The following is a 14,680-nucleotide window of genomic DNA, read 5'->3' as shown; positions in this document are numbered from 1 at the left end:
TCGTTTGACGATGGTCGATGAGCCAGTCATCCACTACGCCACCTTCCAAAGCCACAACCAAAAAGTGGTCCAAAGGGGCGGGCTGATCTTCATGACCCATCTGCGTTCCCGAAATGAAGCTTACACCGATCAAGCTTGGCGACTCTCGGTCAGCCGCGATGCGGGAGTCCGCTTCGTTACGCTCGTCGAGCGGTCCGAGGCGACCAATCCGCCCGTCCTGGAGTGCGATGTCCACGGCAATCTCTATCTGATCCGAGTCGACTTCGTCCGCGGCGACGCGTTTCTCGATCGATGGAAATTGGCCGCGATCCGATCTTGGTTAGAGAACCCGTCCGGCAATCGGCCTGGACCCAGCACGACCCGGATCCCGGGCGGGGCGGCCGGCAAGTACTCGGCCATGATCGATGCGGCACGTGACCGACTCTACTTCTTCTCCCACAACAATACCTTTCATCGCCTGCGACTGGATGGCACTTGGATCGATTCCCGCGTGTTGCTCGCTTCGGGCCCCAACGGAATGCTGCAGTACCCACTGCTCTCACTCAACCCGCAAGGTGAACTACACTTGGCGTGGACCACGCAGAAGCACGGCGAGTATATGTACCGGGATATCCATCACATGATCTCGCAGGATGGTGGCGACAGTTTTTATTCATGGTTACCGGCGGGTGATGCCAGCCGTAAGGAACTCGAGCTCCCGATCATCGCCGATGAAACAGGCCCCGCTCTGCGAGTGACGCTCGATGATGAGTTTGAGGTGCATACCTGGCTCGCCTGCGGACTGGCGACCGCCGAGCATTGGCATGGCTTCTATCAAGCCCAAACCCAGCCACCACGCCAGCACTATGTTCGCTACGACCTGGCCACAGGCAAAAAGCAGATTGACCGCTACCCGAAGGTGTCGGGGAATCGCATCAATCTCAGTGGATTGGATGGTTTTCTCGCGCATCATCCATCCGTCCCCGATCGCCTATTTCTGATCGGAAACGACTCAGGGAATCTGGCCTGTTTGGTCAGTCATGATGCAGGAGAGACCTGGCAGGACTACGCGCGATCGGAGCAATCGTTCCGACTCTACTCGATCGGAGGTTATCGCAAGGTGACCGAAGATGGAGCCGTGATCGGTTCGTTCACCGACCAAGAACCACCGCGAGAAATCACCGATGGAAAATCCAAGGTCTACTTTTTTCGCATCGAACCAAGAAACGTTTCGCGTTGATCATCCGAAAAAACTTTGTGCAGGGCTTGGCCCGGGTCAGCGGTGTAGGGCTTCGCGAGGGTCAGATTCAGTATTGCGGAGCCATCGATGGTGGATTCGATGGATGGAAACGGAGGAGGGTGATTGGACGGTGGCGCAAGGATGGTGAAACGAGACGCGGTTCGCCAGGGCGAATGGGCCACGGAATGGGCGATGCCCACGGCGACGGAATCCCACCTTCAATCCCAAAGGGATTGTGTCCTCCAGCCCAAGGTTGCGAGGAACGAGCTACCTTGGGTCGCCGTTTGGAAATCAATTCAACCGCAACGCGGTTGTGGCTTGACCCCGCCAAACGGAAATAGGTTTTCGTCACAACCCCGTTGGGGTTGGTTTCCATGGGCGAACCGTGACCCAAGGTAGCTCGTTCCTCGCAACCTTGGGCTTCGGGACGGAATCCCGTTGGGATTCTTGGCGGGACGAGTTTGAGTTGCGTGACGTCGGTTGCGAAGGGTTGAATCTCAGAACGGCAATTGCCCTTCATGAATCTTCGCGAGGTCCTGGCGATGAAGCCATTCTGAATCACTCACCAGATCCATCAAGGATAGGCCTCGTGCTTCGTCGTGTCTTTCTCATCCAGGCCTTAGAAAATCTTCACCACGTTCAAATGCCGTTTTGACGCTCCAGCTTTTGCGCCTCTCGACGCTGCTGAATTGACGATTTCGAGATTACCCGAACCCGAGTAACCTTGGCACGTTGGCGCCTCCGAAAACGACCGTGTCCACAGCCACAAGTTCCTGACGGAGCATGGCATGGTCAAGGCGTTGCCCTGACGGAAGAACTCACAACGCGGTTCTCTTTTTGGGATACCTTGATCTCGCCTGGCCCCGCCGGGAGCGAGTGCTTCATCACGGCGCCTCCCGACCAGCGAATCTCGATTTCCCCGGGCTGATCCTCAAGGTTGAACAAGAGCACCGGAGCATCGGTGGAACCGTAGCCGGTGCCGGACTTGATCTCCTTCACGGAACTCCATCGCGCCCCCTGCCGCACTCTCACGAGTGCCCCGATGCCATGGCGGTTGCCTTCGCGGCCTTCGATCCGGATCCGTCGCGCTGGACGAGCCGCGCGATTTCGAAAGAGCTTGGTCTCGGCGCCGTTCTGCCCCACCAGCAAGTCCGGACGCCCGTCCGCATCAAAATCACCCACGGCGCTCCCACGACCTTCCCCGTAAACGAGCAATCCGGATTCCTGGCCTGGAATGGATCCAAAGCCCCCTTGGCCGTCACCCTTCAGAAGCACCCCGCGGCCTGCGTCCTGGCGGCTTTGGGATCGGTGCTGGCCGAAGAAGTTCTGAGCCATGAACACGTCCTCCTGCCCGTCCCCGTCGAAGTCCGCCACGGAAAGTCCGAATCCGGGAGCCCATTGAGCTTCCATCGGCAATTCTCGCGCCTCGAAGCGATCTCCACGATTCAGAAAGACCATGCTCGCGAACGTCGTGGCTGTCCTCTCCTTCATGCCTGCCCAAGCCGGCCCAAAGACGTCGGGCAAAGTGGATGAAGCGTACTGTTCAAATTTTTCCACGCGCTCGGCCAGAAAAGGAGCGGCGGGGCGTAAATCCTGCCAGCCGGTCCAAAGGGCTTCCCGGTTCAAGTTCTGATCCCAAAGGGTCTCGACAACTTCCACCGTTCCATTGCCGTCCAGATCGGCGAAGCGGATCCGCGCCGGATGTTCGCTGGAGGCTCGCATTCGGTGGTTTCGGCCCCAGTTCGAGGCCACGAGGTCCAGACGTCCATCCCCGTCGAAATCCCCTGTGGCCACGGCACTCCACCAACCGGTCCATGCCGCGAGCTTGCGATCCAAGACCCCGCCACTGTGAAAGGTTCCATCCCGGATGGAAAAAACGCGAAGAGGACCCCAATCCGTGGCCAGGACCAATTCGGCGCGACCGTCCGAATCGAGATCGGAGAAGAGGGCACCGGTGACCATTCCGGCGTCGAGGGATTGGGCCACTGCCCAGCGTCCGGCGTCGTTGCGCAGCAACAGGGAAGCGCCCGGTTCCGGGTAGCGCCCGCGCAGCGCGCGGCATCCCACGAAAACATCCAGGTCGCCATCAAGGTCGAAATCGGCGACGGCGAGGGGCCCCGCGATCATGTCGTGGCCGGACACGCTTTCGCCACTGGCGCCGCGGAGCGCATCGTAAATGCGCAAGATGCCGGCTTGAGTCCGGCCATCCTCGAAACTGGAGCTGCCCAGCAGCAGGAATTGTTCGAGCCCGGCCAGACCCGCCGTATCCCTTGTCACCGGGCGCTTCCAGAGGGATCCTTCCAGGGGTTGGAACACCCCGGAGGGATCGAATGTCACGGCTGCGACTGGACCGCCACGCCCGCTGCCGACGACGATTTCCTCACGCCCGTCGCCGTTGAGGTCCACCCATCCTACGCCCGGGCCGAGAGTGCTAAAGCGGCGGGGCAGGAGCGGTTGTAATTCGAAATCGTTGAAGGGTTCCTCGTGGTGCGAGTGGTTCAATTTCGCCGAAAGGTCCTCGAACCACGCCGGAGCGGCGGGCTTGTTGGGCGGCGATGCAGGAGGAGCCGCCGCGTCCATTTCTTCGATGACGTACATCCGATTCGGCTCCACGGCGTCGATCGAGCTTTGATTTCCGCCGCGCCAGATCACTTCCAGTCGAAGGTTTTTGGGGTTGGTTCCCGCGGCAAAAACACGCCGAGGATCGTCTCCCGAAAGATATCGCCCCCCCGCGAGCAACTCCTGGCCTTGAACGGGAACGGGTCCTCCCAGCAACCGGACTTTGGCGCCGATGCCGAAAGTATTCGGTCCCCGGCCCTTGAGGCGGACGGCGACCCGCGGGCCTGTGCTTTCATTGCGATAGACTGCGGCGGGCGCGTTCAGATTGTTCACCACCACGTCGAGGTCTCCATCGTCATCCAAATCCGCCAGCGCCATGCCTTGGGAGACGCCCGGGTCCGCGAACCCCCACCTTTCGCCCACTTCTTCGAAAGTGAGATTCCCCCGATTCCGGAACGCCACATTCCGGGTGTCGAGCCTCGGAATTTCCCGTTGCAGCCGTGCGATATCTGCCGCCGTGAGTTGGCGGGACGCGCGGGCGCTGTCGATGCGGGCTGCCATGTCGGCGTTCTGGAAATCGCGCCACTGTCCGTTGGTGACCAGGATGTCCTCGTAGCCATCGAGGTCCACATCCAGGAAAATCGGACCCCAAGACCAGTCGCTCGCTTCGAGACCGGCAAAGTAAGCGAGTTCCGCGAACGTGCCGTCGCCGCGATTGATGTGCAGGGTGTTGCGGGAAAACTGGGGGCGGTTGTCATACAATCCCGGTGGCCATTGAAAGTTGTCCATCGAACTCACTTGGACCAGCCGTTTCAACGTGTCGCGGCTGAGCATATCGACGACAAAAAAATCGACATGGCCGTCGCGGTTCAGATCTCCGAAATCCACGCCCATCGAAAAGCTCGAGATGTTGCGAATCGAGGTTCGCGCGATGGCCCTGAAGCGTCCCCGCCCGTCATTGATCCAAATGCGGTCTGGCGTAAACAAGTCGTTGCAAACGTACAAATCCGGTGCGCCATCGGCGTTGAGGTCGTGAAACTGCACGGCCAGCCCCCAGTCCTGCGGGGCGGAGTTCAGCGGACGTCCGTCTTCGTCCAGAAACGTGCCGTCGGTAAAGGAGATGCGGCTGAAGCGGCCCTGTCCGTCATTGCGAAAAAAGTCGTCCGCCTGACCGTATTCCAACACTTCACCGGAGGGGGTGAAGACAAAGCGGTTGGTCAGATCGGCGTCCGTCGCCGGGCGTCCGTTGACGGCCGTGACCACCGGGCGTCCCTCCATCGGTGTGATGGAGAATCGGGCTCGGGGCTGGTCTTTGATGGTGGTGGGAAAGAAATTGCAAACGTAAAGGTCGAGATCCCCGTCGCCTTCGATGTCGGCAAGAGCCATCGACATGCTCCCGTGGCGTGAAGCCAGTCCGGCTTCCGCCGTCGTCTCGCGAAACCTTCCTCCACCCTCGTTTTTGAAGAGGCGCGTTCCGCCGCCGAGCGCGTTGACCAGCAGGTCCAGATCTCCATCCCCGTCCACATCCGCGAAGGCTGCGCCCGTGGAATCCTGGCCGGCACACGCGACCCCGGCTTGGTCGGTGATGTCCTCAAACCGCCATCCGCCCAGATTGCGAAACAATTTGTTGTTCGAATCGAGCCCGCAGAAATAGAGGTCGGCCTTGCCGTCCGCATCGACGTCGCCCGCGGCGACACCGGAGCCGCTGAGCAGGTTGCGATTGGCAATGGAGCGTTCGTCCGAAAGCACATTGGTGAAGGCCACCCCGGTTTGCCCGGCCGGCAGCCGGGTGAAACCCGCGCGCGGAGGGTTTGCCGGCGCCGGCAGCGAGAGGACGCGGAAGGAAGGAGCGGCCGCTTGAAGGCCGCACTGCACGGCGCCGGCGAGAACCATGGCGCGCATCCATGCCCCAGGGATCCAGGATGGAAGGCCGGGTTTCACAAGAGGACCACTTTGATCACGCCATCAACATGGACCTCGATTTCCCGGGCGGATCCCGGGATGGCCGAGCGCGTGCGTTTTCCGCCAGGCCAGACGACCTCCAATTCCGCGTTCGAAGGGGGCGAGGGCAGAACCTGCACAGAGCTGTCTTGAGACCAATAGCCTGAGCCGATGGCGATTGAGCGGACCGGAGAGCTGCTCTTCCCGGCCACCCAACGGAGTGTGGCCCCCGCGGCCTGTGTGTTTCCGGCCGGACCGGTCAGCCGGACACGAAGGCCAGGACGAGCGCGCCGGTTGTGATAGAGCTGGGTTGGGGCCCGATTCTGACCCACGGCCAAGTCGAGGCGCCCGTCGCGGTCGAAATCCGAAAGGGCGATGCCCCGTTGCTCCCCATAGATGCGAATGCCTGACGCCGCAGGGGACTGCGCGGTGAATCCACCGCGACCATCCCCGAGCAGGCAAAGGCCCACTCCCGCGTCGAAACGGGAACTGTCGGGGTCCACATCAAAAAAGTTTTGGGCCAGGAACAAGTCTTCATGGCCGTCCCCGTCCAAGTCGCCTGCGCTGACTCCAAAGGCCGGCGCGAATTGGGCCTCGACCGGCAGGGAGCGCGCTTCGAATCTTCCGCCGCGATTCAAAAACACTTTGCTGTCGAGCGTATTCACGCGGAACTCCAAGGCTCGCGAGGCATGCGATCCCAGGACCTCTGCGACGGAAGCTTGTCCAAAGGCACGGTAGGTCGTCACGCGCTCCCGCAACTCGGGGAAAACCTGGGCGATCGTATCGAAATCGCGGACCGGGACAAAGTAACCCAGCCTGGGATCGAACTGCCCTTCCACGAGGTCAACGACATTCTGGCCATGAAAATCACCGGCGTGAAGGCGGAGGGTTTGGCCGAGAAACCGCTGGTATTTTGAGTTCCGGCCCCAGTTGGAAACGCAGAGGTCGACGTGCCCGTCCTCGTCGAAATCTCCGGCGGTCACGCCGTTCCACCAGCCGAGTTCGTCAGCCAGTCCCCATTCGCGTGTGGCTTCAACGAGTTTTCCTCGATCGTTCCGAAAAATCCGAACCGGACCCCATTCACAAGCCAGGATCAGCTCCGCGAAACCATCGCGATCGAGATCGGCAAACAGAGCTCCACTGATCATGCCCGTGATGGACAGTCCCATCTCTCCCGGGCTGTTCGACGCAAAAAGGTCGTTCCCGCCGAGCAGGACTTGCGAGGTCGCGGGTTCAGGATAACGCCCGGGGATGACTCGTCCCCCGACGAACAGATCCAGATGGCCATCGCCGTCGATGTCCGCCATGGCCGTCGGGCCCGGGCTGCTGCGTCCTGCTTTGAGGATGGGCGTCACGCGCTTCTCCTGAAGCCGGTAGTGTTGCAGACTGGGATCTCCCGGATTGGACGCTTCGTAGGAAGATTCGGCGGCAAGGAAACCCCGGTGCTGGCGCCGATCGATCCAGCCCAGCACCGTGGTTTGGTCTCGCAACAAAGTCTCTTTGAAAGCCGGATCGGATTCCAGTATGAGCCCGCCTTTGCGGTCGTTTCGGAAAAAGGTCCAGGTGCCTCCGCGTCCGGCGCCGATCACGAGATCGTCCCAGCCATCACCCTCTTCATCGAACCAGGTGATGCCGGGTCCCAGCCGGCTGAGTCCGCGGCTCAACGCGGGTTGGCGGAGCGTGTCGTCGAAGGGATCATCCCAATGAGTATGCGCCAGCCGGTCGCTGATGTTTTCGAAAAGGGGAGGGGAGGGCGGTGGTGGCTTGGGGGCTGCCGGAAGGCCCGGCTGTTCGATCACTTCATAAATGAAATTCGGCTGGATGTTCGAGATGACCGTCTGGGTGCCGTGACGCCAAAGGACCTCGAGGGTGGCGTTTGGGCCAGGGGGTGAGGCCGCGAACACGCGGAGGCAATCGTCTCCGGAAAGGTAGCGGCCGCCGCCGATCATTTCCTGGCTTTGGGCCGGCCCTTTGCCGCCACGCAGTTTGATTTTGGCGCCGATGCCGCGTGTGTTGCCGCCACTTCCTCTCAACTTCACCGCGACCCGGGGCGCGCTCGTATCGTTGCGATACACGCCGGACACTTGGTGCAAGTTGTTCATCACCACATCGAGGTCGCCGTCCAGGTCGAGGTCGGCCAGGGCCATGCCGTGAGAAATGCCCGAATCTCCGAATCCCCAGGCGCCGCCCATTTCTTCAAACGTCAGGTCGCCGCGATTGCGGAACGCGAGGTTGGGCGTTTCGAGTCGCGGGAACTTCGACAGGTTCTCGAAGTGCTCCTGGGCGGATACCTGATCCGGCGGCTTGGCAATCTGTTTCAGGAGATCGGCGTCCAGCGAGTCATGGTTGTTGCCGGTCGTTACCAGCAAGTCCTCGTAACCGTCCAAGTCCACATCCAGGAACACTGCACCCCAGGACCATTCGGACGCCTCCAGTCCGGCGAGCTGGGCGATTTCGGCGTAAGTGCCGTCGCCACGGTTGAGGTGCAGGGTATTCCTCGATACCTCCGGACGATACTTCGGATCGCCGACCGGCAAATCGACTTTACCCTTCAGCGTGTTGGCCCTCTGGCGCTGGCGTGCGCCCCAATCACGGCTCAACATGTCCACCACCACGAAATCATCCCAGCCGTCACGATTGATATCCGCGAAATCCACGCCCATCGACGACATGCTCAGGGTGCGCAACGAAAAGGGCGGCGCCGCCCGGAAGCGCCTTCCTCCCTCATTGAGCCACATCCGGTCCCTCGAAAAGGAGAAGTCGTTGCACAGATACAAATCGGGGGTGCCGTCGCCGTTGATGTCGCGAAACATCACGCTGAGTCCCCAATCGAGCGGCGGTCCGGAAAGCGTCTTGCCTTCCTCATCCACGAACGCGCCGCTGGTCCAGGCGATCCGCCCGAATTTGCCGCCCCCCTTGTTGACGTAGAGGACATCGGGTTCGCCTTTCTCAATCAACCCCATGCCGCCGCCCTTGTAGGGAAGTCCTTCGAACCGATCCTCGGGCGTGACGACGATCTTGCCGTCGATGAGCGCCACCTCGGCCTTCACCCCCGGCGGCGCGTCTTTGTAGGTCGTGGTTCTGTAGTTCGCGACGTAAAGTTCAAGATCCCCATCGCCATCGATGTCCGCCAATGCCATCGAGGTCGACCCGCCTCGCGCGACCAAACCGCTCTCGGACGCAGGGAGGAACGTGCCGCCGCCCTGATTGATGAAGAGCCGGACGCCCTGGCCGAGGGAGGTGACAAAGAGGTCCAGGTCTCCGTCCCCCTCCACATCGGCGAAGACCGCGCCGGTGGACATTTGATCCGCGCACGCGACACCCGCCGGGGCGGTCACCTCTTGAAATTTCCATCCGCCGAGATTGCGATAGAGCGCGTTGGATCCCTCCAATCGGCAAAAATAAATGTCACACCAGCCGTCTCCGTCGATGTCCCCCAGCGCGACTCCAGAGCCATTCTCGAGGATGCGGTTGGTGGCGGTGGCCGTGTCGGAGAGCCGGTTCGTAAACTGGAGGCCTGTGATCTCGGGCAACATCCGGGTGAATCCAACCCGATCCGACGTGGGAACCGTCAACGCCGCCCTGCGGTGATGGGGAAAGCTTTCCCATCGCAACGGGTCGGCGGCGCGCGCGGAGAACCATCCCAGTGCGGCGAGCAAAGCCGCGGGCACCCACCCTAGGACGCGAGGCTTCCGAGTTTGAGGAATCATCGCACGACGCGGAGTTGCCCGCTTTGCTGATCGATTTCAATTTCTTTCGAACCGGGCGCCACCGGCCATTCCGCCGAGGCGCCGCCCGGCCAGCGCACGCGGACGGCTTCGAGTGTTCCGGGAAGACTGAGCACGGGCATCGAACTGTCCTGGGAAAGGTATCCCCCCCCGGCCCGAATCTCGCGCGCCGGCCCCCACTTTCCATCGCATTTCACTCTCACGATCGTTCCGACGGCTGCAGGATTGGCGCCGAGGCCTTTCATTCGCACGCGCAGTCCCGGGCGCGCGGCCGTGTTCCGGAAAAGTCGCGTCGCCGCGCCGTTCTGAGCCACCGCCAGATCCACGCGCCCGTCACCATCGAAATCGCCCACCGCGCTGCCTCGTTGCTCGCCCCACACGCGAACACCCGAAAGCGTGGCCGGAACGGCTCTGAATCCTCCCTTCCCGTCCCCGCGCAGCCACAGCCCCAGTCCCGAGTCTCCGCGGCTGCCCTCATCCACGTTCCCGAAAAAGTTCTGACTCAGAAAGAGATCCTCGAAGCCGTCCCCGTCCGCATCCGCCACGTTGACTCCAAAAGCAGGCGCCCATTGCGCTTCGGGCGGAAGATCGCGACGTTCCAAGCGCCCGTCCCGGTTCAGAAACACCGCACTCGCCAGGGTGTTGACCTCTCGTTTGTCCAAGTGACCCGCAAAGTCGCTGAGCGCTTGTTCGACGCTGGATTTTCCGAACGCCTCGAAGCTCGGGAAAAGTTCGGCCAGCGCGGGCAGCGCTCCGAGAATCGCTTGGCGATCTCTCACAAACCCATCCCTGCCGACCGAGGGTTCCCATCGCGTTTCGAAACACGTCACGCTGCCATCTCCCCGGAGTTCTCCGTAATGAAGGCGCAAGGGATGCGCGTGGCTGGCTCGATAACGGCTGTTCAAACCCCAGTTGCTCACCACCAGGTCTTGTCGCCCATCCCCATCCCAATCGCCCGCCGCGACCCCGTTCCACCATCCTCGATCGTTCGCCAATCCCAACGACTCCGTCACTTCAGTCAGGCGGGCGTCTCGCCACTCGAACACCCGGACCGGACCCCATTCGCAGGCCAGGACCAGTTCGGGGGCCGCGTCCCCGCGCAGGTCCGTAAAGATCGCGCCGCTGACCATGCCCAACTTCTCGAAGCGCTGCCACACGGTCAGCCGGCCCCCATCGTTGCGCAGCAACAAACTGTCCGCCGCCGCCGGGTAACGGCCGGGGGCTGCACGACCTCCCACAAACAAATCAAGATCCCCATCCACGTCCAAATCCGCCATGGCCATCGGCCCAAAACTGGAGGTCTCACCCTTCAAGCTTTCTCCGCTCGTTTTTCGGCGGCCATCAAAAATCCGCAACGTTCCACTTTTACTCTGAAGGTCTTCATACCCCGCGTGGACCGCCACCAACACCCCGGTCCAGCCCGCCAGCCCAAGCGTGTCCTGGAGGAGCGGACGATTCCAAGGCGCCCCGGTGAGTTCGGCGAATTTTCCGGAACCTTCGTATCGAAACGCGCGGACCGCGCCGCCCCTGCCTCCTCCAATGACCAACTCCTCGGAGCCATCGCCATCGACGTCCAGCCAGGCCAGGCCAGGTCCGAGCCGGTTCAAACTTTTTCCCAAATGGGGCTGCCGCGCCTCTTCGTTGAAGGGATCATCGTGGTGTTCGTGGCCCAGGTTCCCGCTGAGATCTTCGAACCACACCGGCAGGTTGGGGGGGGCGAGCGGGGCGGTCGCCGGCTCGAGTCCCGAGGCGTCTTCCACATCGTAAAGGTGATTGGCGCGCACGCCTTCAATGCGGCTCTTCTTGCCGTTTCGCCATCGAATTTCGAGGTGCATCGGATCGTTGCGCGTTCCCGCCGCGAAAACGCGCAAGGGTTCATCGCTCGAAAGGTATCGCCCGCCCGCCATCATTTCCTGGCTCTGCTCCGGAACCGCTCCTCCTTGAAGTGTGATCCGGGCGCCAATGCCAAAGCGGTTGCCTCCGGTGCCTTTGAGCCTCACCGCGACGCGGGGCGCCCCGGCTTCATTTCGATACAGCGCGGCCTCGTCATTCAGATTGTTCACCGCCGCGTCGAGATCGCCATCGCCGTCCAGATCCGCCAGCGCGAGTCCGTGCGAAACGGCCGCGGCGTTGAATCCCCACTGATCGCTCGTTTCCTCAAACGTCAGGTTCCCGCGATTCCGAAAGGACACATTCGGGGTGTTCAACCTTCCGAACAGATGGTTCAAATTCAACAGTTCGGAGGGCGACAGGCGTTTGCTCTTCTGCTCTTGCGCGGCGCGTTGCATGACGTCGGCGTTCATCGCGTCACGCTCGTGTCCGTTCGTGACGAGCAAGTCCTCGTAACCGTCCAAATCCACGTCGAGGAAGGCCGGTGTCCAGGACCACTCCGACGCTTCCAAGCCGCTGTACCAGGCGATCTCGGCAAAGGTCCCATCCCCCCGGTTTCGGAACAGCGTATTGTGGGGAAACTGCGGACGCGCGGCGCCCCCCGCCGGAGCCGAGCCGGGAGGGGCCAACTCTCCCACCTGCACCTGCCGGCGGACGTAATCCCGGCTCAACATGTCCACGACGATAAAGTCGTCGAATCCGTCGCGATCAAGGTCCGCGAAATCGACGCCCATTGAAAAAAGCGAAGTGTGGCGGAGGGTGGAACGCGGCGCGGCGCGAAAGTTTCCTTTCCCGTCATTCATCCAAAGCCGGTCGGACGAACGGAAGTCGTTGCAGACATAGAGGTCGGGCGCGCCGTCCCGGTTGATGTCCCGGAACATGGCGGACAGTCCCCAGTCAAAAGGCAGGACGGACAACGGTTTGCCGTCTTCATCCAGAAAAGCGCCTCCGGTGAAGGATATCGGAGTCCACTTGCCCGCGCCGTCATTTCGATAGAGAACGTCGATTTCCCCGTTTTCGAAGATCTTGCCCGCCGGGCTCAGAGTAAATCGCCCCGCCACCTCCGGATCCGAAGCGGGTTTGCCATCCACACTGGCAATCACGGGCAGATTGTTCACGTATTCAGCCTTGATGCGGATCGCGGGTTGGTCGCGCACCGTCACGGTTCGGTAGTTCACCACATAAAGATCCAAGTCGCTGTCGCCATCAATGTCGGCCAAAGCAAGCGACATCCCGCCTCGCCTGAAGTTGAGCGGCGCGCCGGGCCACGGAAGAAACCCGCCGTTCCCCTGATTTTGGAACAGGTGCGTGCCCGCCATGATCGTATTGACCGCCAAATCGAGATCGCCGTCGCCATCCAGATCCGCGAAGGCCGCTCCCGTCGAGTCCAAGCCGGCACACTCCACGCCCGCTTGCTTGGCGATCTCCTCGAAGCGCCAACCGCCCAAATTCCGATACAGCGCGTTGGATCCGTCCAATCCGCAGAAATACAGATCGCACCAACCGTCCCCGTCGATGTCGCCCGCCGCCACCCCGGAGCCGTTCAGATGAATCTGATTCGTGGTGTAACGTTCTCTCGAGAGGACGTTCGTGAACGCGATGCCTGTGGCGGACGCCTGCATCCGCGCGAATCCAACCCGGTTGCCGGGCGTGACGGACAGCGGCTTCGCCCGATAACCCGGCCCGCTCGCGAATGAATCCGCTGCGGCGCTGGACGGCAGGCTCACCCCGAGTCCGATCCATCCCACGGCGAGCAGGCGGCCGAATGCGGGAATCGCGCTCATGGGGTTCGCGCGTCCACGGAGGCATTCCGGTGCGAGTTGCGGAGCAGGACGACCGACCTTCCCTCGGCCTCCCATTTGGTCGCCACCTGTTCCGGCACCTCACTCGGCCCGCGAATGTAGGATCCCAATGCGAGATCGATGTCGCCATCGCCATCGAGATCCTCCGCGTCCATCGTCAGCCAGCGTCCGGAGACGGCCTCCGGAAAACTGAAGGCGCGGAAACGCATGCCGCCCTGATTCTGCAACAGCACAAAGCTTTCCTCGGGCGAATGCCGGTAATCGGGAAAAAACGAGATCGCCGCGATGTCCAGATCCCCGTCCCCGTCGAAATCGCGGGCGACCGCTTTGAAAGCGCCATTCATGGGGAAGAACCAGGACTCCTCGAACCGCAAATTTCCCCGGTTCAAATAGATTCGCACCCCGTGGTAACGCTTGGTCGGAGACGGATACTCGCCGTTGTCCCCGTTCGTGACGAGGAAATCGTCCAAGCCATCGCGATTGAAGTCGGCCACCTCGAAGTAGGTGTGCCCGTGGCACGGGGAATGTTGAAACACCGCTTGGTGAGTGAATTGTCCCTGTCCGTTGTTCAGAAAGAGAAACATGGCCTCCGTTTCCTGGGCGATCAGCACGGCCAGATCGCGGCGTCCGTCCCCGTTGAAATCCCGCGCGACCGAGCGCACCGCGCCCGGCTTGGGATAGAGGACATGCTCGCGGTATTCTCCTCCGCCCAAGGACTCATGCCAGACGAAGCGTCCGGTAAAATAACCAAAATAACACGCCGCCAAATCCATCCGCCCGTCCCCGTTGAGGTCCGCGAATTCGGAATGCGTAAACCGAGGAGCGTGCTGAAAGAAGACGCGCGACGGGCGGAACCGTTCTCCCTGCCGCTCCAGCAGGGTCATCTCGCCCAGCGCCTCCTCCGAGGGAAGGAATTGTCCGATCATCGTGACGTAGAGGCCCCGGCTCGTCTCGGTGAGGGCCACGGGCACGTTGCCCACCGCAATGGCATCGACCTCCTGGCCGGAAGCATCGAGGACGTGAAGTGTTTTCGTTTCCGCGTGCGCGGCATAAATCCTTTTGGAGGCGCGGCTGATATGAACCAGCGTTGTTGCCGGGGGCGGGATCCGGAAGGACCCCGGCTCGAACCGAAAGCCGGGCACACCTGACTCGATGGCCGGGCGCTGGGCTTGGGGCAAAGCGTTCAAGGGGGCGGACGCCAGATAATAATCCGCGATCTGTCGGAATTCATCCGGCGTGCAGAGGGGCGCGCTCAAGACCGAGCCGGAGGCCTTGATGCGTTCAAAGTCCGGGTAGCGTTTGAGGTCTTCGGGCGCCAATCCCATCCGAACCTTCATGCGCCACAAGGTTTGCTCCGCCCAGGTCTTGCGGTCTAACAGGTCGGGCTCGGGAAAAAGATGGCAGGCGGCGCAATAAGCCTGGGCGAGCGCCTTGCCTGACTCGAGCCGTGCCGGGCCGGAGGCCGGAGCGGAGGTCATGGCCGTCATCCACGAAATCATCGCGGCGGCAAAGCCCGGCCATAGGAACAAAGTCACGCGGGA

Annotated in this window: 5 protein-coding genes; 1 reads left to right on the top strand and 4 read right to left on the bottom strand. The window is 61.8% G+C overall.

The features are described 5' to 3' along the window. Nucleotides 1–10: 10 nt before the first annotated feature. Nucleotides 11–1,219 carry a hypothetical protein gene (locus FJ404_08565; protein MBM3822919.1) on the top strand — a complete coding sequence of 403 codons (1,209 nt, stop codon included), beginning with the start codon at nucleotides 11–13 and terminating at the stop codon, nucleotides 1,217–1,219. 792 nt (nucleotides 1,220–2,011) lie between these two features. Here FJ404_08565 and FJ404_08560 read toward each other — a convergent pair. From FJ404_08560 to FJ404_08545, 4 genes are read right to left on the bottom strand one after another with little or no spacing between them, the layout of a single operon-like run. Beyond that, on the bottom strand, nucleotides 2,012–5,680 hold the full coding sequence (locus tag FJ404_08560) for a hypothetical protein (GenBank protein MBM3822918.1): 3,669 nt from the start codon (nucleotides 5,678–5,680) through the stop codon (nucleotides 2,012–2,014). Nucleotides 5,681–5,715: 35 nt separating this feature from the next. After that, nucleotides 5,716–9,429 (bottom strand): hypothetical protein, encoded by a 3,714-nt coding sequence (locus FJ404_08555; protein MBM3822917.1) that lies wholly within the window; start codon nucleotides 9,427–9,429, stop codon nucleotides 5,716–5,718. After that, nucleotides 9,426–13,196: a hypothetical protein gene (locus FJ404_08550; protein MBM3822916.1), complete on the bottom strand. Its 3,771-nt coding sequence runs from the start codon at nucleotides 13,194–13,196 to the stop codon at nucleotides 9,426–9,428. Before FJ404_08550 ends, FJ404_08555 begins: the two co-directional genes overlap by 4 nt. Next, nucleotides 13,118–14,674 (bottom strand): VCBS repeat-containing protein, encoded by a 1,557-nt coding sequence (locus tag FJ404_08545; protein MBM3822915.1) that lies wholly within the window; start codon nucleotides 14,672–14,674, stop codon nucleotides 13,118–13,120. The genes FJ404_08550 and FJ404_08545 overlap by 79 nt, the downstream gene beginning before the upstream one ends. Nucleotides 14,675–14,680 lie beyond the last annotated feature (6 nt).

The sequence above is a fragment of the Verrucomicrobiota bacterium genome, assembly GCA_016871495.1.
GTDB lineage: Bacteria > Verrucomicrobiota > Verrucomicrobiia > Limisphaerales > VHDF01 > VHDF01.
The sequence above is the reverse complement of the archived record's forward strand: the minus strand, read 5'-3'. Positions and strand labels throughout refer to the sequence as shown.

Excerpts from the sequence above, each read along its gene's own strand:
- FJ404_08565 (MBM3822919.1), top strand. The coding sequence starts at position 11 with ATGGTCGATGAGCCAGTCATCCACTACGCCACCTTCCAAAGCCACAAC.
- FJ404_08560 (MBM3822918.1), bottom strand. The coding sequence starts at position 5,680 with ATGCGCGCCATGGTTCTCGCCGGCGCCGTGCAGTGCGGCCTTCAAGCG.
- FJ404_08555 (MBM3822917.1), bottom strand. The coding sequence starts at position 9,429 with ATGATTCCTCAAACTCGGAAGCCTCGCGTCCTAGGGTGGGTGCCCGCG.
- FJ404_08550 (MBM3822916.1), bottom strand. The coding sequence starts at position 13,196 with ATGGGAGGCCGAGGGAAGGTCGGTCGTCCTGCTCCGCAACTCGCACCG.